22 protein-coding genes and 1 tRNA gene are annotated in these 24,876 nt (G+C 37.9%); 13 read left to right on the top strand and 10 right to left on the bottom strand.

From position 1 onward, the window contains the following. Window positions 1-25 precede the first annotated feature (25 nt). The 5 genes from BC008_RS33900 to BC008_RS33880 all read left to right on the top strand — a co-directional run bounded on the left by BC008_RS33900 (window position 26) and on the right by BC008_RS33880 (window position 5,118). Window positions 26-580 (top strand): thioredoxin family protein, encoded by a 555-nt coding sequence (locus BC008_RS33900; protein WP_027843824.1) that lies wholly within the window; start codon window positions 26-28, stop codon window positions 578-580. Between the two features lie 75 nt (window positions 581-655). After that, window positions 656-1,384, top strand: coding sequence for a UMP kinase (gene pyrH / locus BC008_RS33895; RefSeq protein WP_027843823.1), 729 nt, complete (start codon window positions 656-658; stop codon window positions 1,382-1,384). Further along, window positions 1,371-1,919: a ribosome recycling factor gene (frr, locus tag BC008_RS33890; RefSeq protein ID WP_027843822.1), complete on the top strand. Its 549-nt coding sequence runs from the start codon at window positions 1,371-1,373 to the stop codon at window positions 1,917-1,919. Before pyrH ends, frr begins: the two co-directional genes overlap by 14 nt. A gap of 609 nt (window positions 1,920-2,528) precedes the next feature. Further along, window positions 2,529-3,647 carry a geranylgeranyl reductase family protein gene (locus tag BC008_RS33885; RefSeq protein ID WP_027843821.1) on the top strand — a complete coding sequence of 373 codons (1,119 nt, stop codon included), beginning with the start codon at window positions 2,529-2,531 and terminating at the stop codon, window positions 3,645-3,647. Window positions 3,648-3,825: 178 nt separating this feature from the next. Next, window positions 3,826-5,118, top strand: a complete 1,293-nt coding sequence (locus BC008_RS33880; protein WP_027843820.1) for a bifunctional cobalt-precorrin-7 (C(5))-methyltransferase/cobalt-precorrin-6B (C(15))-methyltransferase — start codon at window positions 3,826-3,828, stop codon at window positions 5,116-5,118. Window positions 5,119-5,295: 177 nt separating this feature from the next. Here BC008_RS33880 and BC008_RS33875 read toward each other — a convergent pair whose 3' ends face one another. Together BC008_RS33875 and BC008_RS33870 are read right to left on the bottom strand one after the other, a co-directional pair. Continuing rightward, complete coding sequence (locus BC008_RS33875; protein ID WP_027846660.1) at window positions 5,296-6,177, bottom strand: CPBP family intramembrane glutamic endopeptidase; 882 nt, start codon at window positions 6,175-6,177, stop codon at window positions 5,296-5,298. Window positions 6,178-6,495: 318 nt separating this feature from the next. After that, window positions 6,496-6,954, bottom strand: a complete 459-nt coding sequence (locus BC008_RS33870; RefSeq protein WP_027846661.1) for an AbrB family transcriptional regulator — start codon at window positions 6,952-6,954, stop codon at window positions 6,496-6,498. 1,450 nt (window positions 6,955-8,404) lie between these two features. On the opposite strand from BC008_RS33870, the gene BC008_RS33865 reads away from it, so the two are divergent. Further along, window positions 8,405-9,409 carry a succinate dehydrogenase/fumarate reductase iron-sulfur subunit gene (locus BC008_RS33865; protein ID WP_027846662.1) on the top strand — a complete coding sequence of 335 codons (1,005 nt, stop codon included), beginning with the start codon at window positions 8,405-8,407 and terminating at the stop codon, window positions 9,407-9,409. Window positions 9,410-9,583: 174 nt separating this feature from the next. Here BC008_RS33865 and BC008_RS33860 read toward each other — a convergent pair whose 3' ends face one another. From BC008_RS33860 to psbX, 4 genes are all read right to left on the bottom strand, one after another. After that, window positions 9,584-10,126, bottom strand: coding sequence for a TolB family protein (locus BC008_RS33860; RefSeq protein ID WP_036269614.1), 543 nt, complete (start codon window positions 10,124-10,126; stop codon window positions 9,584-9,586). A gap of 372 nt (window positions 10,127-10,498) precedes the next feature. Beyond that, a complete protein-coding gene (locus tag BC008_RS33855; RefSeq protein WP_058184145.1) occupies window positions 10,499-11,062 on the bottom strand; it encodes a TolB family protein in 564 nt (187 codons plus the stop codon). 67 nt (window positions 11,063-11,129) lie between these two features. Further along, entirely contained in the window at window positions 11,130-12,089 is a 960-nt protein-coding gene (locus tag BC008_RS33850; RefSeq protein ID WP_058184144.1) for a Ycf66 family protein, read from the bottom strand. Between the two features lie 283 nt (window positions 12,090-12,372). Next, window positions 12,373-12,492: a photosystem II reaction center X protein gene (psbX, locus tag BC008_RS33845; protein ID WP_058184143.1), complete on the bottom strand. Its 120-nt coding sequence runs from the start codon at window positions 12,490-12,492 to the stop codon at window positions 12,373-12,375. Window positions 12,493-12,733: 241 nt separating this feature from the next. Between psbX and BC008_RS33835 the strand changes: the two genes are divergently transcribed. Then, on the top strand, window positions 12,734-13,027 hold the full coding sequence (locus BC008_RS33835) for a YggT family protein (RefSeq protein ID WP_027842334.1): 294 nt from the start codon (window positions 12,734-12,736) through the stop codon (window positions 13,025-13,027). A 382-nt stretch (window positions 13,028-13,409) separates the two neighbouring features. Here BC008_RS33835 and accC read toward each other — a convergent pair whose 3' ends face one another. Continuing rightward, window positions 13,410-14,750, bottom strand: a complete 1,341-nt coding sequence (gene accC, locus BC008_RS33830) for an acetyl-CoA carboxylase biotin carboxylase subunit (RefSeq protein ID WP_027842335.1) — start codon at window positions 14,748-14,750, stop codon at window positions 13,410-13,412. Window positions 14,751-14,799: 49 nt separating this feature from the next. Here accC and BC008_RS52275 point away from each other — a divergent pair, with 49 nt between their 5' ends. The 6 genes from BC008_RS52275 (at window position 14,800) to BC008_RS33805 (ending at window position 20,035) form a co-directional block, all read left to right on the top strand. Further along, window positions 14,800-14,928: a hypothetical protein gene (locus tag BC008_RS52275; protein ID WP_268768255.1), complete on the top strand. Its 129-nt coding sequence runs from the start codon at window positions 14,800-14,802 to the stop codon at window positions 14,926-14,928. A 193-nt stretch (window positions 14,929-15,121) separates the two neighbouring features. Continuing rightward, window positions 15,122-15,202 (top strand) — tRNA-Leu (locus BC008_RS33825). Between the two features lie 329 nt (window positions 15,203-15,531). Further along, window positions 15,532-16,149, top strand: coding sequence for a chorismate lyase (locus tag BC008_RS33820; protein ID WP_058184141.1), 618 nt, complete (start codon window positions 15,532-15,534; stop codon window positions 16,147-16,149). Between the two features lie 404 nt (window positions 16,150-16,553). After that, the gene (locus BC008_RS33815; RefSeq protein ID WP_027842337.1) at window positions 16,554-18,320 is read left to right on the top strand and encodes a DUF3352 domain-containing protein; all 1,767 of its coding nucleotides are present in this window, start codon (window positions 16,554-16,556) and stop codon (window positions 18,318-18,320) included. Window positions 18,321-18,589: 269 nt separating this feature from the next. Then, window positions 18,590-19,633 (top strand): c-type cytochrome biogenesis protein CcsB, encoded by a 1,044-nt coding sequence (gene ccsB, locus BC008_RS33810; protein ID WP_027842338.1) that lies wholly within the window; start codon window positions 18,590-18,592, stop codon window positions 19,631-19,633. 87 nt (window positions 19,634-19,720) lie between these two features. Further along, entirely contained in the window at window positions 19,721-20,035 is a 315-nt protein-coding gene (locus BC008_RS33805; RefSeq protein WP_027842339.1) for a KGK domain-containing protein, read from the top strand. A 306-nt stretch (window positions 20,036-20,341) separates the two neighbouring features. Here the strand turns inward: BC008_RS33805 and BC008_RS33800 are convergent, their stop codons facing one another. The 3 genes from BC008_RS33800 to mnmG all read right to left on the bottom strand — a co-directional run bounded on the left by BC008_RS33800 (window position 20,342) and on the right by mnmG (window position 24,702). Continuing rightward, window positions 20,342-20,665 (bottom strand): hypothetical protein, encoded by a 324-nt coding sequence (locus BC008_RS33800; protein WP_036265037.1) that lies wholly within the window; start codon window positions 20,663-20,665, stop codon window positions 20,342-20,344. 497 nt (window positions 20,666-21,162) lie between these two features. Continuing rightward, window positions 21,163-22,512, bottom strand: coding sequence for a hypothetical protein (locus BC008_RS33795; protein ID WP_036265039.1), 1,350 nt, complete (start codon window positions 22,510-22,512; stop codon window positions 21,163-21,165). Window positions 22,513-22,779: 267 nt separating this feature from the next. Then, entirely contained in the window at window positions 22,780-24,702 is a 1,923-nt protein-coding gene (gene mnmG, locus BC008_RS33790) for a tRNA uridine-5-carboxymethylaminomethyl(34) synthesis enzyme MnmG (protein WP_027842342.1), read from the bottom strand. Window positions 24,703-24,876: the final 174 nt, after the last annotated feature.

Raw genomic sequence — 24,876 nt, 5'->3', positions numbered from 1 at the left:
TCCTAGTTCCTTCAAATCAGGGAAGATGACTAAATTAGAAAAAATGAACACTCCCGTTGGCAACTACGCACCAGATTTTGAACTCCCAGGTATTGATGAGCGAGTACATCACCTCCATCGTTACTTAAATCAATTCCAGGTGATTTGTGTCATCTCAATGTGTAATCAATGTCCTTATGTAAATCTATATTTAGAAAAACTGAAAAATATTCAAGCAGAATTTTCACAAAGAGGTTTTACTTCTATTGGAATGAATGGTGCTGATGCTCAAAATGAGCCCCAAGAAAGTTTTGAAAATATGAAAGCTTTTGCCCAAGAGCATAAATTGAATTTTCCTTATCTATGGGATTCAACACAAGATGTAACGCGCAGCTTTGGGGCAACTAAAACACCAATGGCATTCCTAATTGATAGAGATGGTGTAGTACGCTATAAGGGACAAATTGATAGTCACCCCCAAAATCAGACAGTTGCACATGTGAATTATCTCAAAGAGGCAATTATATCCTTGTTAAACAACAAAGTAATAATTACTACAGAGACAGAACCTTTCGGTACTCCTTTAGTATGGCGTAACTAGAGACATATATTCACCATGCTGCTATCTTAAATTGGAGGTCATTGCAACAATATTTTTTAGATCAAGCGTAACTTCATGGGAACACATTACCGACGGGTTTTACTGAAGCTGAGCGGTGAAGCCTTAATGGGAAATATGGGCTATGGAATAGATCCAGAAATCGTAAAGCGAATAGGCTCAGAAGTAGCAGAAGTGGTAGCCACTGGTGTTCAAATGGCTATTGTTGTGGGAGGTGGGAATATATTTCGTGGTGTCAAGGCCGCAGCAGGGGGTATGGACAGAGCAACTGCTGACTACATCGGGATGATTGCTACAGTAATGAATTCCCTGACACTACAAGATTCACTCGAACGAATCGGACTACAAACACGAGTCCAAACTGCGATCGCAATGCAGGAAGTCGCCGAGCCTTATATTCGTCGTCGAGCCATCCGTCATCTGGAAAAAGGACGGGTGGTTATTTTTGGTGCTGGTTCTGGGAACCCCTTCTTTACCACCGATACAACAGCAGCCTTAAGGGCAGCAGAAATCGATGCTGAGGTAATATTTAAAGCGACTAAAGTTGATGGGGTATATGATGCTGACCCCCACATATACCCTGAAGCAAAACGTTATCAGTCTCTTAACTATGGACATGTTTTAACTAATGATTTGCGAGTAATGGATAGTACCGCGATAGCCTTATGTAAGGAAAATAATATCCCGATTCTCATATTTGATATTTCGGTAAAGGGTAACATCTACCGAGCAGTCATGGGAGAATCGATTGGCACGCTTGTGGGAGGTTCTTGTGAAGTTAGCTGAAGCTGAGAGTACAATGCAAAAAAGTGTTGATGCGACTCAACGCGCATTTAACACTATTCGCACTGGTCGTGCCAATGCCAGCTTGTTAGATAAGGTGATGGTGGAATACTACGGTACCCCCACTTCTCTAAAATCCTTGGCAAATATTAGTACGCCTGATGCAACAACAATTTTAATTCAACCCTACGATCCTGGTAGTTTGAGCTTAATTGAAAGATCGATCTCCATGTCAGATGTGGGTTTGACACCGAATAACGATGGTTCTACCATCCGGCTGAATATACCCCCTTTGACGAGCGATCGTCGTAAAGAGTTGGTCAAAATAGCTGCCAAATACGCTGAAGAGGGACGTGTCGCTGTTCGGAATATCCGCCGTGATGCCCTTGACACTATTCGTAAGGATGAGAAAAATAGCGAACTCTCTGAAGATGAATCAAGGGATTTGCAAGACAAAGTACAAAAGTTGACAAATAAATATACCGCTAAAATCGATCAATTATTAGCGGACAAAGAAAAAGATATTACAACGGTATAAGTTGTCTGAAGGTAAAAGGTTTATAGGGATACGATCGCTTATCTCTACCTTTTACTTTTCTTTACTATGTCCAATATTGTCGTAGCTAAATATTATTGTCCCTGCCTATGGATGATTTCAGTAAGGCTGAAAATGATAGGGTTATTTCTAATATTATTGATATTTTTATTAAAATTTTATAAAATTCACATTTTACTTGGCAAAAAATTTGTAATCATTTTTAATATTTGCTTGTAACTTAAGTAGAGACAAAACTAAGTAAAGATAAAAGCATAATTCAAATACTATTTAAGATTTAGATAAATAATTAGCTCAAGGTCGATTAAGTCTAAGTTCAATTAAATCAAGGTCAATTAAATCAAGGTCAATTAACTCGAGGTCAAATAAAAAAACTAATCTGAGTAGCACGCGAAAAACATACTGAAATTTTCTGATTGCCAGGAATAAAGGTTAAGTCAAATTAAATACAATACTTTCTACTTTGTAAATCTAGTTTGTTTCAGCAATAAATTTCGGTGCCATTGCTTAAAGTTTCTCTCGAAGTGACCACACTTACATTCAAAATAAACACCGATAAGTAAATTAGTTCAGGAGCTAAGAATTAGTAGTATGTACGACTGTATTATTGTCGGAGCTGGACCTGCTGGTGGAAGTGCTGCATATCATCTTGCCAAACGCGGACGCTCAGTGCTGGTTTTAGAAAAAGAATCTTTACCTAGATATAAGCCCTGTGGTGGTGGCGTTTCACCTGCAATTGCGAAGTGGTTTGATTTTGACTTTAGCCCAGCAATTTCAGTAAAAGCAGATACCTTACGTTGTACGTGGAAAATGGAAGATCCAGTTGAGTCTAAGCTGGAAATTTCTGAGCCAGTCTGGATGGTACGACGAGATGTATTTGACAACTTTTTAATTGAGCAAGCGAAAAAACAAGGAGCCGAGCTTAAAGATAATACTGAAGTAAAAGGAATAGAGTTCAAGGGCGATCATTGGGAAGTAGACACCGGACATGGTCCTTTGAGTGCTCATTACTTAATTGCAGCAGATGGTGCAAAAGGTTCCATGGCGAAGTGGCTTGGTTTTAAAGAACGCAAACGACGCTTGGCTGCGGCTTTAGAAGCGGAAGTAAGTGCTGATATCAAAGATTCTTCTACGCTCCATTTTGAGTTTGGTTTAGTGAAAAATGGCTATATTTGGAATTTTCCTAAAGCAGATGGTTACTCTATTGGGGTAGGAACTTTCATTGGTGGTGGAAAACAAGATTTTAAGAAGATATTGGACCAATATGCTTCATCTTTTAATGTAGATGTTAAAAGTGCGAAGCAGTACGGTCACCCACTGTGTGTGTGGGATGGGAACCAAAAGCTACATACTCAAAATGCTATTTTGGCAGGAGAAGCAGCTTGTGTTGTCGATCCGTTTACTGCTGAGGGTATTCGTCCTTCGATTTTTAGTGGGATGAAAGCTGCAGAAGCTATTGACAAAGCCGTGGGTGGTGAAGCTGATGCTTTAGAAAAATACTCCCAAATCATTAATGATGAATGGGGTTCTGAAATGTCCTGGGCGAAGAAATTAGCCGGTGCATTTTATCGCTTTCCTGGAATTGGTTATAAAGTCGGAGTTAAGCGTCCTTCTGGCGCTCAAATCATGGGTAAAATTCTCTGTGGAGAATTACGATATGGTGAAGTTTCCGGTCGTGCTTTAAGGCGTTTAGTACCTTTTGGTGGATAATTAGAAGCTTGTTTGCACGCAGTTTTAAGCTGAGATTTGTGAATCTAAGTTTATATTCACATGAGATTCCGAAAGCGTGTAGATTTAGTGTGTGTTATGACGTTACGGGCTCAGGCTAATGTCCGTAACGTATCATTCTCCATATTGATCGTAATTTAAGATCCATAACTCCTGACTAATGACAAAAATACATGTAGTAGGTGTTGGTTTAGATGGTTCAGTCGGAGTTAGTGAAAAAGTTAGACAACTGATTAAACAAGCAAAATTACTTGTGGGTAGTTCCCGTCATCTGGACTATTTTTCTCAAAGTCAAACTGATATTCCAACTGAGCGACTACTACTAGGAGATTTAAGTCAAACTATTACAAAAATTAGACAGCACCTAAAGCAGGGTACAAATCCAATTGTAATTTTAGTATCCGGCGATCCTTTATTTTTTGGTTTGGGAAGACTACTTTTAGCAGAACTTCCCCCGGAAGAATTAACTTTTCATCCTCATTTAAGCTCAATTCAGTTAGCATTTAATCGCCTCAAAATTCCTTGGCAAGATGCGAAAATTGTTAGCATTCACGGTCGTTCTGTTGATGAATTGATTTCTGTATTACAGCAAGGTGTAGAAAAAATTGCTGTTTTGACAGATGCAACTAATAATCCTCGTGCGATCGCAAGTTTACTCGAATCTTTAAGTTTACCCAGCCAATATAAAATTTGGGTTTGCGAAAATCTTGGTGGCGATCGCGAACGCATTTTAGAAATCCCAAATTCCCAGAAGTTAGATTTGAGATTTCTGCAGGAAGAGAAATTTTCGCTGCTTAATGTTGTGGTATTACTGCGTCACAATAAGAACAAAGAATTAAATTTAAATAATTTGCCCAAATTAGGAATACCAGATGATTGCTTTGCATGTTTTAGCGATCGCCCTGGTTTGATTACAAAGCGAGAAGTGAGGGTTTTAATTTTAGGAGAACTTGCATTACATCCAAGACAAGTTGTCTGGGATATTGGTGCAGGTACAGGTTCTGTGTCCATTGAAGTTGCTCGTCTGTTTCCAAGTTCCCAGGTTTATGCAATCGAAAAAACTGCTGCTGGTATTAGCTTAATTCACAAAAATTGCGATCGCTTCCAAGTTGAGAATATTACTGCGGTTGCCGGTAAAGCACCAAATATTTTGTTAGACTTACCCAAATGTGATCGAGTTTTTGTCGGTGGTAGTGGGGGTAGTTTAGGTGAAATTCTTAACGTCTGCGCTCAAAATTTAAATCCTGATGGTGTAGTAGTTTTAGCTTTAGCAACTTTGGAGCATCTCAACACCGCTTTGTCTTGGTTTAAATCTCATAATTGGGAGTTCAAGTTGTTACAGGTTCAGTTATCACGCTCCGTACCTGTAAGAGAATTGACTCGCTTTGCACCACTAAACCCCGTGACAATTGTAACTGCAAAGTTTCCGAAGATTCTCACTACAGAACATTGAGAAATTCATTAAATAAGCTTATTTGTAAATATCCTCTTATACTTAGTCTGGGTTAATTACCCCTTTTAGAATGAGAGAGGGAAGTATGGGAGGTGTGGGAAGTTTGGGGGAAATCCCAAAAAATATAAAGCAGTTTTAAAAATCAGATTTGGTATTAGAGAAAAATTAATCTTGGTATTAAAAAAAATTAAATAAATACAAAATTCCTCCACTTAGCAGCAAGCAAGCAATACCCGTTGCACCTGCCAAAGGTTTATTATATTTACCCGTCACATACTCAGAAACATTACCCGTATAATCAATCACTCCTAATGTGTCTATGGTTGCTATCATCCATACCCACCCTGAGTGGAGACCCCAAGCCAGTCCTAAATTTCCACCATCCACAAATCTAGCCAGTACCAATATCATTCCCATTATCCATAGACCGGGTAGTTGCGGTAGTGTTTCTTCTCGTTCCCAAACTAAATGAAGAAGGGCAAAAATTAAACTAGATACTGTCACAGCGACCCATAGTCGATAATCAATTTGTAATTCTGTGAGTAAAAAACCTCGAAACACTAATTCTTCCACACCACCGATAAATAAAGCTACTAGCAAAATTGATAGTAGTGTGATGAGTAGTTGTTGAATTTTTAATTGTCGAATTTTTGAATAATTTAAAGCGCACCAACACCATGATAATTGGCAAGCAAACATTATCAATATACCTACAACTCCTAAAACAAAACCTAGCCCTAAATAAATAAAAGTAGAAAATTTATTTAACAAACCATAATCAGATATAGATGTATTAGTAAAACTGCTAATCAAGCACACAATACAAGGGGCTAAAAGGTAAAGAGGAATTAATAAAGGTAATTTTTGTTCTGGTTTTAGGGGTTGATTTGGTCGCCAATTTATTGCAATTGCTGATAATAACCCAATTGGTAACCAACTAATTATCCAAACAGCAAAAAAAGCCATCACCACAACTAGTACTGGCACATGTTCAATGAGTAGTACTAATTTATTGGCAGACAGCTCTAGTTTTGATAGAAATTCCGGAAGAAAAAACACAGTAAGTATCTTGCAAACAAATAAATCTAGCAAGGTAAAAGATTTACTTTTCAGAACGATAGATCAATTTTGACTTACAGTAATTTTATTATTGTTATTACTGAAACAACTATTGACTATTGTCTAATTTTCAATATCTTCTAAATAAAGTTCCCATACTATTACTTTGTTAGGCAAGATATCTCATTGATTTTTTTATAGGAACAATAAAATATTTTCAATCATCAATTTCTATCTGTAAGGGGAAAGTTCTATATTATCCATGCATAATTTAGATTTTACTTATCCCCTAACCAGAGAAAAAGTTAATTTTATTTATTATTCCTCCTCTTCTTCCTCTTCTTCTTCTTCGTATTCTTCATCTTCTTCATCTATTTCAGCATCTTCATCAAGCTGGGTTTCTTTTTTATCACTATCTATTTGAATTAAGTGAATATGCTTGTATCCTAACTTGATTTCAAATTCATCTCCGGGTTGTAATCCCATTGCTTTGGTATATGTTGCACCAATAACAATTTGACCATTTTGATGAACACTAACTCTATAAGTTGGTTCTCGACCACGACCATCTTTCGGCGATTCAGGACTTAGAGGAATTCCTCTCGCCGATAATAATGCGTCATAAAAATCAGTGAGATTTACACGGACCTGGTTACTTTTAGTAACAGTGTAATAACCACACTGCTTTGCTCTTTCTCGGCGTGGTAAATTAGAAAGTTCTTTGACCTTAGCTAGCAGTGCTTTTCCTGTTAATGGTGCGGTTGCAGTTTCACTCATTACGATGAAAATATCCTTACTCTCTCCAAACTGATAAGTGATGTCATTACGTGTCGGAATTTTCGACTTTAAGACATCTGCTTCATAGCTACTATTTCTCAACTGGACAAGGGATTAAATCCTGCTTGACCAAAATTTTATAACCATTCTCATGACTGTATATACCAAAATTTAATTATTGGCTTCTACAGACATTAATTTTGGTAATTTTACGGTAATTTCAAGCAATACGATCTTTAGAAAAGAAGTGATTTCTTTTCTGGCACAAATCAAGTTGTATAACTTGAAGCCCCTTTCCAAATTGTGTCAGCTCTATTTAAATAAGCCTTTACCTGAAGTAATTCCAGGTATCTCAGATATAATGTTTGTCCCTATAAATTATGAGTTGTAGGGCTGACCTACTCTAACTCCTTACCTTAAAACACCGTGGAATTTTCCTCGGCTTTTGAGGACACACATTATTTTTATTTTGCTAGTCGAGATGAGATTTTTTACATCTCTATTTACAAAGAAACAATAGGGTTGTATTTACTCTAATACAGCGTTTTATGCTGATGACTGTTTCTTCTCAATTTTATTTTTAATACTAGCATGAACTAATAATAGCAAAAATATTGTTTAATTTTTAATTAAAGTGAGGAATGTACTTCAATTTAATTTTCTGGATTTAGCATGATTATTACCAAAGGGGTTTTAAAAAAATTAATCTGATGAAAGAGGCTAAATCTTCACAGATTGAGTAACATTCTAGAATCAAACTTGATAATTGTAGAGATTTAAAAAGCTATAAGACTATTACACCGCTTTATTGCTATCTTAAGATATTCATTCGTGCTACTTTAACAATTCTATATAAACTTCTTGTATTGCTTTAAAATACTTGAGATATTTCCAGGTATTGGATGAATGGTATTGACATCAACATAAAGTTAATAGAGAATTGAGGATTTAATGAAGCAGATATTCTAATTAGGTAAAGATTTAGGGATAAATGTAAGCAAATTGAGATGAATGACAAAAATCAAGATTCCTTGTTTTACTCAACTTTTCCTGGGTCTGTTTAAAAAAACTAAATATAAATTTGCTAAATTATCTTGTTTTACTGAAGCGCTACACTTCAGCCTAAAAAGCTGAGAAAAATTAAGTATTTAAAAAATTGGATAATAATTTATCTCAAGGATAAATTCCGTACCTCTTTTATTGGGGAGTATATTATGTGTAGAGGTTGACATAATTTTGTCAAATAAGGCAAGTGCAAAATCTACAATTAGAATTTTTATGGCTATACCTAAACGATCATCAATGATTCTTTAATTATCTATCTATTAAATTTATTCCCTTATTCTTGAGAATAAACTGGATTATGCTTCCTTTTTTGGCAGCAACTAGCTTGCTTAAAAGGAATTATTTTCTGGGTATGTGTGAATATTCAAAAATAATGGTTCGTAAAATGTTAGTTATTTTTAAGATAATTCGGCAACAACAAAATTCTAGTCCAGTAGTGCAAAATTACCGTTTAGAAGCGGAACCAGGTAATACCATTTTAGATTGTCTCAATCGGATTAAATGGGAACAAGATGGAACTTTAGCATTTCGGAAAAATTGTCGCAATACTATTTGTGGTAGTTGTGCAATGCGGATTAATGGGCGTTCAACTCTAGCCTGTAAGCAAAACTTGAGAGATGAAATTGCTGTGTTTAAAAGGGAAAATTCCGCTTCTGATAAAGCTGATACAATTCCTGAAATAACTGTTGCACCTTTGGGGAATCTTCCTGTCATCAAAGACCTAATAGTTGACATGAATAATTTTTGGGATAACTTAGACAAAGTTAATCCTTATGTAAGTACTGCAGCCCGAAAAGTACCACAAAGAGAATTTTTACAAACACCTCAAGAGCGGTCGCAACTAGATAATACTGGTAACTGTATTATGTGCGGTGCTTGTTATTCAGAATGCAATGCAGTGGAAGTCAACCCCAGTTTTGTTGGTCCTCATGCTCTTGCAAAAGCTCAGCGCATGATTGCAGACTCCCGGGATGCTGATACTGAAAGTCGTTTAGATAAGTATAATGAATCTACTGCTGGGGTATGGGGTTGTACTCGTTGCTATTATTGCAACAGTGTATGTCCAATGGATGTTGCGCCATTAGATCGAATTAGCGAGATCAAACAAGAAATTCTCAAGCGTAAGTCAGCTAGCGACAGTCGTTCTATTCGCCACCGTAAGGTTTTGGTAGATTTAGTTAAAGCAGGTGGTTGGATTGATGAAAGACAATTTGGTCTGCAAGTTGTGGGGAATTATTTAAAAGACCTCAAAGGTTTACTTGGTATTGCACCTCTGGGTTTGCGAATGATTTCTCGTGGTAAATTTCCATTATCTTTTGAGCCTTCTGAAGGTACTCAGGAGGTACGTTCTCTGATTGAAGCGGTACAAAATTCAGAAAGTAAAAATTAGTTTTTGGTAATGGGTAATGGGTAATTGGTAATTGGTAATTGGTAATTGGTAATTTCTTGTAGCTAAAGTCCCACAGAATAATACCTATAGTTGTGCCATCTGCAGATCCGGTATGCTTGCACTAAACCCAGAGCAAATCCCCAATACCCTAATACCCAATACCCAATCTCCTTTTTACGGGATATTTAATCGGTTACCAAAACGACGATCGTAGACTACGATATCCCATTGCCCATTTATACTGCTCTCGAAAGCAATGATGTTACCATCTCCACTAATTGTAGGGTTGCGGATTTCTGCTTGTACTTCCGCTGCTAAATTGCGTGTTTGGTTGGTTTCGCGATCGTACAAAAAAACAGCCGAACGCCCATTTCTAGAAGCTGCAAACACGATATAACGACCATCACTAGAAACAGATGGGTCAGAAGCGATCGCATCAAAGGAATTTAAGCCAGGTAATTCGACTAAGTTGCGACCTAATGTATCGAACATATAAATATCTTGGCTACCCCGGCGATCGCTACTAAAAACAATATATCTCCCAGAAATTTGTGGGTTTAATTCTGAGGCTGTACTGTTGAGAGAACGACCTCCCGGATCGAATGAGTAATTTAATAGTCTGGGATAACCAAAACCAAAACAACCACTCAATAAACTGGAAGTAATTAATGTAGGAATAAGAATTTTAATATTCTGAACATTAAATGTTCTAAGCATTAGATTATTTGAACATTACAAATTGGATATAAGAAAAAGTATTGAAGATATATCCTGCTCACTTATCCTAAACCAAAAGAGTTTGGGTATTAATTTTGTTCGTTATTCATTACTGTGCGCTGTGTACACTTACGTGTCCCGCTCGACCGCGCCGCGAGCGGCGAATGCTAACGCTCTCCGCAATACCTAGAGCTTTTATGGCGGGCAATCCGTTCGGAACGTAGCGCAATGATAAGTAACATTACTCATTACTGTGCGCAATACCTACGGTACGCTTACGCTAGCTACGCGCCCCGCTTGCGCTAACATTACTCATTACTTATTACTCATTACTTATTACTTATTACTTATTACTTATTACTTATTACTCATTTATTCAGTAGGTGCAGTTGCAGGGGTACCATCAGGAATATCTAATTCTATATTTGGTCCCCTGTCTAACACTTCAATATCCCACTGACCACGACTAGAAGTTTCAAAAGCAACATAGCGTCCATCAGGACTAATACTAGGGTTTCTTACCCAACCAGGATAAAAAGAAGTCAAAATTTGTGATTGTTTTGTCGCACGATCATAAAGTGATACGACAGGTCTACCCCGGTCTGCTGTCATGTAAACAATATAACGCGCACTATAACTCAAACTGGGAGCTTCAACTATTATTCGCGCTCGATTTAAATTTGGCGTACGAACAAACTGCTGCTGTTGAATGTCAAACAGCAGCAGTTGATGATTACCATTACGATTAGAAATAAATCCCAAAAAACGACCGTTACCGCTCACAGTAGGTTGCTCTTCGGTATAACGACTGTTGAGGGAAGAAGATCCAATAGGAAGATCTGTATAACTACAAGCACTTAATACAACTACTAAACTGCAACTAAGGCTCCAATTACTTAATCTTTGGAGCCAAATCCTGGATATTACTTTACTCACACTGACTTTTCTTTGTTGCTTCTGTTCATTGCTTCTATATGATGCAACTTCACTTGTAATTACTTATTTAAATATCATCGAAGTTAATAGGACGATCCGATTCTGAGTCCGGGCGATCAATGGGTTTGAAATCTACATAAGGGGTAGAAATCGCTTCATCATCTCCTGGAGTTGGTCGGGAATCTTGGGAATTTGTATTACTTGTTGGTCTTCTCCTCTTTCTTCTTCTAGGAGTTACTTCTTCTGAGGAAAACTCCGAACGAGGTGCTTCATCTTTGATTTTACGTTTTGGCGGTCTAGCTTCCCTGGGGGAACTATCCTTATCCCAGTCATCATCAAATCGTTCTACTTGTTTAGGTTTTTCCCAATCATCTTCTTGATACCTTGAAGTAGGTCGACTATCGTATCCTCCAGAATTTCGACGACGGGATCTGTCATCTCGCCCTTCTCGCGTACTTCTACTACTACGACGTGATGGACGACGAGGAGGAGCTTCATCATCATAGTAATCGGGACGAGTTAGACGACTATCCCTGGTTCCAGGTATACGACCGCGTACTGGGCGTTCATCATCATAGTCATCTTCATAATATGGTAGTGGTTCCAACTCGGCTTCCACTCGCGCAGCTCTAGATCTCCTTGGACTACTGGGTTCGTATTGATAGCGATTGCTTATTTCTCGCTCATCATCAACAATTGGGGTGTTACGCTTTGCTTGTTGGGTAGCAATGCCCCGTAAGCGAATACTCTCATAGGCAAAATATAAAGTTGTACCAATCAATAACAACTGACCAAATTGCAAAATTGGGTCTAATCGCCAACCTTGGAATATTAAAATAAAACCACAGAGCAAACCAACAGCAGCAAAAAATATATCTTGATCTCGGGATAATTCCGGTTTTACAGTACGAAGGAAATATAATCCTGCCCCAGCTACAGCTAGAAAAATTCCTAAAATACTGGCTGGGTTAGTTCCGAAATTAACCTGTGCCAGAACATTGGCTGAATTCAGCCCCAAAATTAACATTGTTGTTTTCCTAATATCAAATCTATGTTAACTACTTAAAATTAAAATCTCCACTATAGCCAAAAACACAAAACAAACACATAAAATATTACAAAAAAATATTAAAGCTCCAAAGCATCAGATGTTGCTTTGAAGCATCTGTGTTTATGTTAAAGATTTTTTCTGTATTTCAGCCAAGTATAGCTTGTATGGCACTAACAGATAAATTACATGGAACTACAAATCAGTTCGGGATTGAAAGATTATCGGTCACACAGAGTCAAATAATACTTTCTAAAGTGGCTTAATTACGCTGAATTTTATCTTTCTGACTGATGAAAATTAAAGCTACTGTAATTGGAATAACAACAATTACTGAACCCCAAAGTAAGCTCCAAAGGAAATTTGCTAAAGAAGGTGTCATGGATATAAACCTTTTTTGTTACAGTCTTCTAAATTATGTTAACAAAATCAAGGTTATTTCCCCTATTCAGTCCTAAGTCCGATCATTTTGTTGCTGACTTACTTGATTACCCCAATTCCCAATCAATCTCCAATCCCCAATCTCCATTCCCCATTCCCCAATATCGGTTTACAATCAAAAAGAGCTATATTTACAAAGCTTTATTTTTTGTAACGGCTTTCAAGCGACTTTACTTCAAGCTATGAATGGTATAGATATCACAACTTGGATTCTCGGTACCTTTTTGGGAGTGATGATGCTTCTGTTCATCTTCCGCATAATCATGAGTTGGTCTCCCGAACTAAAATTGAATCGTTTTCCCTTTTATTTAGTCGCTTTACCTACAGAACCTTTTCTAGTGATATTGCGGAAATTGGTACCACCTATAGGTGGAGTAGATATCACCCCAATTATTTGGTTTGGAATTTTTAGTTTTTTACGGGAAATTTTATTGGGTCAGCAAGGTCTACTCACCATGCTCTCTCGAGTACAATAATTCCCAAATATCTTGTAATTCAGGTATAACAGTAGGCACATAAGTTAGGGAATCATATTTCAGTTCACAGGGAATAGAGAACAGAAAACAGGGAAAGGGAAATAGGAAAATTTCCTAACTAAAACATGTAGTTATATATATTGTAATTTACATATGTTTTAACCCTTTAGAATTAGCCAATTTTAAACACTCGAAAATTTTGATGACTTGGAATTAGTCATCTAATCCCGAGTGTTTGATTTTTTGTGATTTTGTGCTTTATTGCAACAGATTTGTAGAACCGGACATTTTTTGTTTTCTGCTCCCTTCAAGAACATTAAGATGTCCTAAATGATATGCTCAATGTCCTAAATTAATTTGAGAAATTTAGCCAGAGCTTGGATCAACTCATTTCTTGCACGAAGTTAGTGTAAACATTACCTTGCAAAAACTGGGGAGTTTCCATAATTTTTTGATGAAAAGCAATTGTGGTTGGTAGTCCCGTAATTGCACATTCTCTTAATGCCCGTTTCATACGATTAATACTAGTATTTCGGTCTGGTCCCCAGACAATCAATTTACCAATTAAAGAATCGTAATAAGGGGGAATTTGGTAATCAGTATAAACGTGGGAATCAACCCTTACTCCTGGTCCACCGGGAGGAAGATAACCACTTATTTTTCCAGGTGCTGGACGGAATTGGCGATCCGGATCTTCTGCATTAATCCGACATTCAATAGCATGACCTTTCAAAACAACTTGGTCTTGGGTTAATTGTAGCTTTTCTCCTTGAGCAATCCGAATTTGTTCTACCACTAAGTCGACCCCGGTAATCATTTCTGTCACGGGATGTTCCACTTGAATTCTCGTGTTCATCTCCATGAAGTAAAAACTACCAGAAGCATCGAGTAAAAACTCAATAGTACCCGCACCACTGTAATTGATAAATTGGGTAGCCCTCACGGCTGCTTGTCCCATTTTTTCCCGCAATTCTGGGTCAAGAGCTACTGACGGCGCTTCTTCTAATAGCTTTTGATTGCGACGTTGAATTGAACAATCCCGTTCGCCCAAATGAATTACATTACCGTAGTTATCGGCTAATACTTGAAATTCTATATGACGCGGGCGCTCGATAAATTTTTCTATGTATACTCCACCATTACCAAAGGCGGCTTCAGCTTCACCTTTAGCAGCTTGAAAAGAAACTACAAATTCATCTTCTGAGCGTACCAGACGCATACCGCGTCCGCCACCACCTGCGGTAGCTTTAATCATTACTGGATAACCAATTTCTTTGGCGATCGCCAAACCTTCGGTGTCCGTTCCTACTAATCCACCGCTACCAGGTACGGTAGGAACTCCAGCTTTTTGCATCGTTTCCTTTGCAGTAGACTTATCACCCATGAGGCGAATAGCTTCTGCGGACGGACCAATAAATGCAATATGATGATCTGCACAAATTTCCGCGAATCTAGCATTTTCTGATAAAAAACCATATCCGGGATGAATCGCACTCGCGTTACGGGTTAACGCTGCAGCAATAATGTTAGGGATATTTAAATAACTTTTACTACTTGCAGGTTCGCCAATACAAACTGTTTCGTCAGCAAGCTGGACGTGGAGAGCATTGCGGTCAACACTGGAGTGGACAGCAACAGTAGCAATTCCCATTTCTTCACAAGCCCGGAGAACGCGAAGCGCAATTTCTCCCCGATTAGCAATTAATATTTTGTCAAACTTCATCTTCTAGCTTCTACATTAGTCCAGATTTACTGAAATTCTCTTCTCTATTATGAGCGGGAGAATACCAAGCAAGCTCCCCGGTATTTACAGGAGTTGGCTTCGGGCTTGGGGTGAGTCTTCACCAGATAAGTATGCAAGTTGTGGTTGCGATGGTCGGCGGTTAGTTTCTCATCTCTGAGACTCGACAGCACCGTGAATTATACGGTGTTCGCACCCCTTGTCAATATCACTTGTGAAACTGCAATTTTTCTGTTATTCAGATATCCCTAAGCGAAAATTCTCCAAACTTTTTGCTTATTTTTTTAATTTACTCAGATATTAGATTACTATATTTGCTTTTATGTGCTATATTCTATATCTAGCAAACAAGAGCGGATGTGGCGGAATTGGTATACGCGCACGTTTGAGGGGCGTGTGGCTTTGCCTTGCGAGTTCGAGTCTCGCCATCCGCATTTTTAACTTTTACTTGAGTGTTTTATTCAGGGAATCAAAATAGCTGTATCAACGGAGTAAAAGATTTTTCCTCCAAAGCTTTCCCAGGATAGCTCCCTGAAAATTAAATTTTAAATTTTAGATAAGTTTTGGGGTAGACCCTAAAATAAATATCCTCAGGTAAATGTGGACAGATTTAGTAGATACGAGTCTCTGCTGATGGCTTTACATTGCAGCATCTCCATAAGTATAAGTCTTGAAAGATATACATTAATCGCCGATCCCCAACCCCTGATCGCTTTTTTTGTGCTTTCATATAAGTAAGTAAATTTTTGTTAAGAAAAGAGCTTTGACTGTAACCTACAAATATTCAAATAACTTAACATTACCTACGAGTTGGCATCGTCTCAGTCCGATTTGGGAAGGGGGAGAGGAGGTAATACAGCAGGGTTTACCTCACACTCAGTTAGCTCCTGCTTGGCAATTATTACTTTTAGGTGATGGTTCTCCAACCAGACATTTAAAGTTATTGACGGGAGAACCAACGGAAGTAGATGTCATTGATATGTCGCCCATCGGCATGAATTTGGATGCTGCTCCTGAATTAATCCAAAGAATACCTGGTCCTAGATTGCGACGTCAGGTGTGGTTGCGTACGGCTTCTGGTCAGCGATTAGCTTATGCAACATCTTGGTGGGAAGCATCTCATGTGGATGAGTATTTACAAAACAGGTCTTTGCCAATTTGGGCAAGTTTAGCGCGCTTGCGTACTGAATTATATCGAGACGTACAGGGAATTTATTATGGAGATTCAGCCCCATTAGAAATTGGATTTGACTGTAGTGGACCGTTTTGGGGTCGTCACTATTTGTTTTGGCATCACGGACAACCATTGACGTTAATTTATGAAGTTTTTTCACCTTACCTGAGTAAATACTTGGGTGAAACGCAGGTAAATTCACTCTAGGAACAAAATATAGTTTTTGAGTAATTAGAACAAAAATTAGAACTTAAAACTTGAAACTTAGGAACTAGAACCAAAATTAGAATTTTGCTATAACGTCCCTTTTAAGGTGCAAATTTTGTGTGGTGGCAAAAAGATATAAGCTGTGGAAAGATACATAAGCAGAATAGTTACATGAATCTCTGTTCCTTATTTACAGTTGACTTTTGAGTAATCAATGCGATCGCTACACTCACTCGTGTATTAAAAATATTGCGAAAAAAAGTCAGTTGATTGTCAAAAGTATTATCATTTTTGAGGAATAAAAATAATGTAATTAGTGACCCTAGAGTTTACGGAAAGGTTTTGGTTAACTTTACCGATAGGGAAAGTAATTATTATTTCGCGATGATGAGGTGTTGGTTTCGATGGCACTGCCTGTAATCCCTGTTGCAAAGAATAAAAAAAAGAAACCATCCTTACCCTTGACCTTAGGGACTGCGGGGTTATTGATTGGTGGAGGAATTGCTGGATATTGGTTTTTGACTCAAGGAAAACCATTGGGTAGAGATTTACCAGTAGGTGTAAGTATTATTCCTCGAGATGCGGTAATGACTGTATCTTTAAGTACTGATGAAAGACAGTGGAATAAACTACGCGAGTTTGGTACTAAGCAAACCCAAAAAGAACTGGATAAAAATTTAGTACAGTTACGTGATCGCTTCTTAAGTAGTAATGGATATGATTATCAAAAAGATATTAATCCTTGGATTGGTAATGAATTAACAATTGCTGTCTTGGCTCCTAAAGGCAGTAAAAAAGCACCTAAGCCAGTAGCAGAAACCTCCAAAACCACAGTAAATGGACAATCATTACTCTTAGTTCTCCCCATTAAAAACCAACTGAAAGCCCAGGAAATTTTGGCACAACCCAAAACTCCAGGGAAAGGAAAATGGAATCAGAGGACATATCAAGGAATTGAAATTAAAGAAAAAACTGGGAATGATGGCGAAAAATTTGCAGCAGCAGCAATTGATCAACGTTTCCTGGTAATTGCAGATCATCCAAAAGCAATGGAAAGAGCTATTGATGCTTATACAGAAAATAATTCTTTAGAAAAAACCGCAGGTTTTACCCAAAACTTCCCCAAAATATCTACTTATAATCCTTTTGCGCGATTTTATATTAATGTTCCATTGTCTGCCAAAATTGCAGCAAGTTCTCCCAAACGTCAATTACCAGCACAAGTTTTAACTCAATTAAAAAATAATCAAGGTTTAGCAGGAAGCATTACTTTAGAATCGGAAGGAATTAACTTCAAAGGAGTTTCTTGGCTCAATCCAAACGGTCGTCGTGAGTTAAAAGGAAAGAATAATGCAGGGAAAATGGAAAAGCGTTTACCTGCAGATACTATCTTGATGGTTTCAGGGGGAAATTTACAGCGTTCTTGGTTCAATTATGTTTCAACCTCTAAAGCAAATCCGTTTTCGCCCGTAAAACCTGAAGAATTAAAAAAAGGTTTTAAATCATTAACAAAACTAGATTTAGAACGAGATGTACTCAGTTGGATGAAAGGTGAATTCTCACTATCAGTAATTCCAACTCAGACCAAAGAAGATACTTTGAATCAAGATTTTCGAGCAGCTTTTGTATTTATGGTTCAAGCAAGCGATCGCTCCAAAGCTGAAGCAGCTTTTAAAAAGCTTGATGCAACAGTTAATAGTGAATTGCAGTTTAAAGTCAAAGCAGGAAAAGTAAGGAATCAACCAGTTGTAAACTGGCTTGGACCCGCAGGTACAGCAGTTGCTACCCACGGTTGGTTAAATGGAGATACTGCTTTTTTGTCTTTGGGTGCACCCCTAACCGAAAAATTTATTCCTAAACCATCTAGTTCTCTTACTAGTAAACCTTCATGGAGAAAAGCTGTTCCTTCCCAACTAAATCCTCATAATGGAAAATTTTATTTAGATCTAGAACAAGCAGCAAAGAACTTCCCCGTAGGGAGTTTATTACCCAATCAAAGTGTTTGGTTAGAAGCTATTCGTTCTCTTGGGGTAACAACTGCACTCAGCGATAGCCATAGTACGCGCTACGATATTTTTATATCAATTAAAAAAGGTGATAAACCAGCACCTTTACCTGCTCCGACTACAAATCCAGAAACTTCTGAAAGTTTAAAAGATTCTAAAAAATAAATTGAAATTTAGGAGTCAGGAGTCAGGAGTTAGAAGTTAGAAGTCAGAAGTCAGGAGTCGTAGAGACGTAGCAGAGGCTACGCCGACGCCAAAGGCTCTGCTACGTCTCTACAGGAGTCAGGAGTTACCAATTACAAACTACCAATTACCAATTCAATTACCAATTACCAAATATAATTCCAATCAAATTAGTTAGAACACCACAAGAACAGATAGGATCGTTTCAGTCATATAAATATTTTAGGAATCCACCGGAGAAAGAACACTCAATGAACTTAGTTGTATTACAAAATTGGCTTGATAATGCTTCTTTTGCTGTTCTGTTTGTGACAATGCTGATTTATTGGAGTGGTGCAGCATTCCCCAAAGTGCCATATTTAGCTGCATTAGGAACTTCAGGAATGGCGATCGCAAACTTGTGTATTGCGACTTTACTAGGAGCAAGGTGGCTGGAAGCAGGCTATTTCCCACTCAGTAATTTATATGAATCTTTGTTTTTTTTGACTTGGGGTATTACAACTATTCATTTAATTGCTGAAAATATAAGTCGCAGTCGCTTGGTAGGGGTGGTTACTGCACCAGTAACAATGGCTATTACTGCTTTTGCTGCTTTAACCTTACCTTCAGGAATGCAAGTCGCAGAACCCTTAGTACCAGCATTGAAATCAAATTGGTTGATGATGCACGTCAGCATTATGATGCTGAGTTATTCAGCTTTAATGGTTGGTTCTTTGTTGGCGATCGCTTTTTTGGTTCTAACTAGGGGTCAAAATATTCAACTCCAAGGTAGTTCTTTTGGTTCTGGGGGTTATCGCCAAAATAACTATCGTTTGCATAAAGCAGGAGAATTAGTTTCCCAAATAGAAACAGATGTAGCAGAAAATAATGGTGTGATTCGTTCGGGTGGTGAAGCGAATGGAAGAACAGCTGTTTTGGAAGCACCAGTAGTCGCAACTCCAATCCAAGAAACCGAAACACTTTCACCTCAACGTCTAAGTCTTGCTGAAACCATTGATAATACCAGCTATCGCATTATTGGATTAGGCTTCCCACTATTGACGATTGGTATCATTGCTGGAGCCGTATGGGCTAATGAAGCTTGGGGTTCTTACTGGAGTTGGGATCCGAAAGAAACATGGGCTTTAATTACTTGGTTGGTATTTGCGGCTTATCTCCATGCTCGCATTACTCGGGGTTGGCAAGGAAGACGTCCGGCGATTCTTGCTGCAACTGGTTTTGTAGTTGTTTGGATTTGCTACCTCGGTGTCAATCTTCTAGGTAAGGGCTTACATTCCTACGGTTGGTTTTTCTAATATTTTTTGACAATTATATCTATTAGCAGTTAAAACAGTGAATTGTTTCACATTTACTGCTAATAGATATAAATGCGAGAAATATCAATGGATAATAAATTTGAGCCGCTGTCACAAGAAGATGTTGTATCTATTGAACCAAGAATAAATATCTTGGTGTCGCATCAAACTTTTAAAGTTGATGAATGTATAAGGAATTTACAACGCAAAATAAGCTTAACTGATGAACAGAGAGATAAATGGTTTCTGGGGGAAGGAGAGGTTGCTGAAGTTCTTCGACCAGGTAGTTCGGGATGGCAAAAAGGTCGAATTAGGATTAGTTTAGAATTTTGCCCAGAAGAACCAAAATCACTATCGCCACTTGATGGGATAGAACAACAGATGGATGAATTTAATCCCTAATCCTTTATAATTCCAATTGAATAGATTTAGACTTAATTTACAAACAAACTTCCCAACATTACTTTTGACTACAAACAAATACTCGCGACATCAATTTTTAGTTCAATATTGTGATCGCTATAACTACTGAAATATTCTTATTTTCCATTTTCTGTTATTTATTTTGTGAGTAACTCCTTCTAAGCAAATAATTTAAGAACTCTTCTAATTTATATATTCAATAATATACTTTTATTTATACATAGAAAATTAAACATACGTGTTTATACTTAAAAAATCTTATCTTCCTTAATTTCAGGTGTAAAACTAAGTTCTTAGATAGTCGTAAACTTGCCAATTATCGATTTCTTTATCCTCAAGGGCTAGTTTTGCAAGATTAATTTCATCTTGAGTTGCATAAATAGTTAACAAGCCGTCTCCCTTCAACAGACTTTCAATGTAAAACTGAATGCAGCTTTGTGGAATACTTAAATCATCTAAAATTACTGCCAAACCATCTTTTTCCCTGGGTTCTAATAGGTATACCTGATTCATTGGAAAACCTATGTCTTTTAGCTTCTTAGCTAAAATCCTGATTTTTTGTAGACTTTCAAGTACGGCGATCGTACATTTTTTTTGATATGTAAACATGATGTCAATTATTGAATAAAAGTTACTTATTATACTCTCAGGAAGTGACTTATACAACAAATCGATTATTTAAAACCCTTTTCACATCAAGATACAGTGTTGGAATAATTGATTACGGGAAAAATAAACGGTTTTAAGTCACATGCTCCAAATTGTTTTCATAATTGAATTCAATATCTAAACTGAATTTTCCTGAAATAAAAAATATTTATTTATTAGAGTCCGAAAAAACTCCATCCGGGAGAGAATGAAGTTTTTGCAAACACCCATTAGAGCTTTTATACTTTATTCAATTTTCAGTATTTAATTTTCAGTGATATTTGTTTTGGAAATATTGTTTGGGAAAGATTAATTGTAGATGTGTAGATGCTTTTGCTTATAACCTGATAATATTTTGCAATTCCCATTTTACGATTCCCAGAGTTAAAAGCTATTCAAGTAGTGAGCCCAAAAAGTTTATCCTTAAACTCTTATGAGGTACCTTAAATTTTAAATCTTTAAATCTTTTGTCCGGTTTGAATCGAACGTACTTCTCCATTACGACGGACAACAATTTCATTGTTACTAACATCGACTAAAGTCCAACCGCTAGAACCAATACTTTCTCCCTTATGGATCCGACGAGTAATACCTTCGATTTTAAACAAAGCGGCTGATTTTTCTCCCAATTCCATTACTCCCAATAACTCATGGGAAGGTTTAGCGGCTGCAAATGCAACTTCTTGATGCTGAACTGATGCAGTATTTACTGATGGATTATTTTCTATAGGTGCTTTTGCATCCGTTAATTTTGGCGGTATTACCGGTTTAGGTTGAGGTGCTACTCCAACAGCAACTGGTCTATTCCCCATTCCTACAGGTTTCAACTCAGTTTTCATTAACGTTAGCGTTGCTGCTGGAACAGTATTTTTAGCAGCTTTCCCTGCATTAGATTTTGATGTTTTTGAGTAGCTCTTGTGAGCTACTTCTCTAACCGGTGGTAAATTTCCTGGAGAAGCACTAGCAACAGATGGGGGTTTATAACGCATTGGAGCTGGCGCTTGATATACAGGAATATAAATACGTTCTACAACTTTTGTAGATCGGCTGGGCATTGGCTGTAAATTATTAGCAGCACGAACTGGCGGTAAGCTACCAGTTGCAGCATTTGCACTCGCTATTGGGATTGAACTTTGAATTGCAGAGTTTTGAATGGTAGAGCCTTGAAAATTTCCAGTTACGCTAGCCATCATCCCGTTACTGGAAGATGTATCTTGAGGTTCTCCTTGTTCAATTGCTGCTAACGCTCCCAGCATATAATTAACAAGTTCGATTTGCGGATCTATTTTTTCTGTTAATGATTTTTCTGTTAGTGACTGTTCGATCTGAGCCAAGTGTAATTCTTCCGCAAATATCCGAGCAAAAATACGATCAACTAATCCAGAATAAATCAACCAAGTAAGTCCAGCAGTTGCTAAAGCAAGACTGACTGATACTGAGATTAACTTTTTCCACCTAGGACCAGATTTTGGCGATAGATTATTTTTCTCGTTACTAGTTTTCGCCTTATTGACTGTCGAATCACTAGGAGGGGATTTAACAACAGTCTTTGTTGCTGCTTGTTGGTGATGTAAATTTATTGGTTTGATTTGTCCCGGTATTTCGGGATTTACAATTGGGCGTGACTTAACTGGTGATTTTTGCTTGAATTGCGATCCTAACCTCTTACCTTCTAGGATATCTTCAACATCAGCGAAGATTTCATCCATTAAGCCATCGGCATAAACATCTATTGTCCAAGGTTCGTTACCAATCAATTCCTCGGATGCATCTGAAAGAATTGTATGAGTACTAGCTGATTTTAACATGGCTATTTTATATAGTAGCTTTTAAGAGTCAATATTCTCCTTTTCTATATAGAAATACGGAGCTGGCGTTAAACCTATTCTCTTAAGTTTAGGATCTAGATTAGACAGGCTTTACCGTTATAAATCCTCTAATCAAAGTATTTAGAGTGAAAAATAACGATTACAGATGACAATCAGTGGTAGCAATTTAGGTCACATGTGTCATTTATCATACCCACCTTCTAGATGTATTCCCTACTACTATAATCGAGCTTCATGAAAAGTTTTTTAAGATAATGCTGAAAACTCTTTCTGGGTGTTTGTTTTACGCAATTCTAAATAAATTAACAAAGCGTTGATATCAGCTGGATTAACACCACCAATGCGAGATGCTTGACCGATTGTCAGTGGTTGCACCTGATTCAGCTTTTCCCTTGCTTCTTTGGAAAGAGTTTCGATTGTTCCATAATCTAAATCAGTAGGTAATTGTCGATTCGCCTGACGAGAAATTTGTTCGATTTGATTTTTCTGTCTGGCTAGATAACCGGAATATTTAATATCAATTTCTGCTCCTTCTTTTTCTGCTTGCTCGAGCTTGGGATCCCCCAAACCATGATGTTCGAGATTGGCGTAATGAAATCCCGGACGTCTTAATAGATCTGCAAGAGTTATAGAACCTTTAATTGCTTGTTTGGTAGCTTCGACGATCGCTTTACCCACATCGTCGTGTTGTTTGATGCGAGTTGAATTTAAGCGTTCTTTTTCCGCTGCAATATTTGTTTGTTTTTGGCTGAATAATTGCCAACGTCTATCATCAATTAAGCCAATTTCTCGTCCCAAAGGTGTAAGGCGAGTATCAGCATTATCAGAACGTAGGAGCAAACGATATTCCGAACGACTGGTGAGCATTCGATAAGGTTCGCGCAGATCCTTCGTACACAGATCGTCTATTAAAGTACCGATATAACTTTGTTCTCGGGGAAAAACAATCATTTCTTGGGAGTTTACCCAACGAACAGCATTAATCCCAGCAACTAAACCTTGGGCTGCAGCTTCTTCATAACCAGTAGTACCGTTAATTTGTCCGGCGCAAAATAAGCCAGCAATTTTTTTCGTCATCAGGGTTGGGTAACACTGAGTTGCAGGCAAATAATCGTATTCTACGGCGTAAGCAGGACGAAGCATGACGCAGTTTTCTAAGCCGGGAAGACTGCGCAACATTTGGAGTTGAAGATTTTCTGGCAAACCAGTAGAAAATCCCTGAATATACAATTCGGGAATTTGTCTTCCTTCTGGTTCAATAAAAATTTGGTGACTATCTTTATCCGCGAAACGAACAATCTTATCTTCAATACTGGGACAGTAACGGGGACCTTTAGCTTCAACCCAACCACCGTAAACTGGGGAAAGATGGAGATTTTCCCGAATTAAGCGATGGGTTTCGGCTGTAGTACGAGTCATATAGCAAGGTAACTGTTCTTTTTCTTGCCAAACTTCGGGATCGAAACTAAACCAGCGAACATCTTCATCACCGGGTTGCAAAGACATTTTGCTGTAATCTACAGAACGTTTATCTACTCTCGCTGGAGTTCCCGTTTTTAGACGTCCTGTTTCAAAGCCCAAACGGTTGAGAGTTTCAGTTAAACCAATTGCAGCGAATTCTCCCGCACGTCCGGCTGTCATTGATTTATTCCCGACCCAGATTTTTCCTCCTAGGAAAGTACCGGTGGTCAGGATGACGGCTTTACACTCAAACGCCACGCCAAAGTAAGTTTGGACGCCAATTACTTGGTCATTGCTATCCAAAACTAAGTCTGTGACCATGCTTTCGCGGAGCATCAAATTTTCTTGATTCTCCACAATTTCTTTCATTACTGCAGCGTATTCCCGCTTATCAGTCTGAGCCCTTAAAGCCCAAACTGCGGGTCCCCTCGAAGAATTTAGAATCCGCTTTTGCAGATATGTTCTATCTGCCATTTTGCCAATTTCCCCACCCAAAGCATCTACCTCGTGGGTTAACTGAGATTTTGCTGGACCTCCCACCGCAGGGTTACAAGGTTGCCAAGCAATTTTATCCAAGTTGAGTGTCAACAGCAGGGTTCGACATCCTAAGCGTGCTGTAGCCAAAGCTGCTTCACAACCGGAGTGACCTGCACCGACAACAATGACATCAAAAGCGTCTTGGAATTCAACACAATTGTGCATGGTCATAATTCAATAATTTGGCAGGCTGAAGATTTATTTCTAAATCTTAACTTATACGGTAATTAGTAATAGGACATTTGTAATAGATAAATTTTGCCACTCTTACCTATAAGCATTTTGGAATCAAGAATATTAGAGAAAAATTTTACTGTCATTAAGGAATTTAAGGCATGGGTTTTT

This window comes from Mastigocoleus testarum BC008, from assembly GCF_001456025.1.
Classification (GTDB): domain Bacteria; phylum Cyanobacteriota; class Cyanobacteriia; order Cyanobacteriales; family Nostocaceae; genus Mastigocoleus; species Mastigocoleus testarum.
This window is presented reverse-complemented; position numbering and strand designations above follow the sequence as displayed.

Bases quoted from the DNA above. Each gene is read 5' to 3' on its own strand.
- BC008_RS33900 (WP_027843824.1), top strand. From the start codon at position 26: ATGACTAAATTAGAAAAAATGAACACTCCCGTTGGCAACTACGCACCA.
- pyrH (WP_027843823.1), top strand. From the start codon at position 656: ATGGGAACACATTACCGACGGGTTTTACTGAAGCTGAGCGGTGAAGCC.
- BC008_RS33885 (WP_027843821.1), top strand. From the start codon at position 2,529: ATGTACGACTGTATTATTGTCGGAGCTGGACCTGCTGGTGGAAGTGCT.
- BC008_RS33880 (WP_027843820.1), top strand. From the start codon at position 3,826: ATGACAAAAATACATGTAGTAGGTGTTGGTTTAGATGGTTCAGTCGGA.
- BC008_RS33870 (WP_027846661.1), bottom strand. From the start codon at position 6,954: ATGAGTGAAACTGCAACCGCACCATTAACAGGAAAAGCACTGCTAGCT.
- BC008_RS33865 (WP_027846662.1), top strand. From the start codon at position 8,405: ATGTTAGTTATTTTTAAGATAATTCGGCAACAACAAAATTCTAGTCCA.
- BC008_RS33860 (WP_036269614.1), bottom strand. From the start codon at position 10,126: ATGCTTAGAACATTTAATGTTCAGAATATTAAAATTCTTATTCCTACA.
- BC008_RS33850 (WP_058184144.1), bottom strand. From the start codon at position 12,089: ATGTTAATTTTGGGGCTGAATTCAGCCAATGTTCTGGCACAGGTTAAT.
- psbX (WP_058184143.1), bottom strand. From the start codon at position 12,492: ATGACACCTTCTTTAGCAAATTTCCTTTGGAGCTTACTTTGGGGTTCA.
- BC008_RS33835 (WP_027842334.1), top strand. From the start codon at position 12,734: ATGAATGGTATAGATATCACAACTTGGATTCTCGGTACCTTTTTGGGA.
- accC (WP_027842335.1), bottom strand. From the start codon at position 14,750: ATGAAGTTTGACAAAATATTAATTGCTAATCGGGGAGAAATTGCGCTT.
- BC008_RS52275 (WP_268768255.1), top strand. From the start codon at position 14,800: ATGAGCGGGAGAATACCAAGCAAGCTCCCCGGTATTTACAGGAGTTGG.
- BC008_RS33815 (WP_027842337.1), top strand. From the start codon at position 16,554: ATGGCACTGCCTGTAATCCCTGTTGCAAAGAATAAAAAAAAGAAACCA.
- ccsB (WP_027842338.1), top strand. From the start codon at position 18,590: ATGAACTTAGTTGTATTACAAAATTGGCTTGATAATGCTTCTTTTGCT.
- BC008_RS33805 (WP_027842339.1), top strand. From the start codon at position 19,721: ATGGATAATAAATTTGAGCCGCTGTCACAAGAAGATGTTGTATCTATT.
- BC008_RS33800 (WP_036265037.1), bottom strand. From the start codon at position 20,665: ATGTTTACATATCAAAAAAAATGTACGATCGCCGTACTTGAAAGTCTA.
- BC008_RS33795 (WP_036265039.1), bottom strand. From the start codon at position 22,512: ATGTTAAAATCAGCTAGTACTCATACAATTCTTTCAGATGCATCCGAG.
- mnmG (WP_027842342.1), bottom strand. From the start codon at position 24,702: ATGACCATGCACAATTGTGTTGAATTCCAAGACGCTTTTGATGTCATT.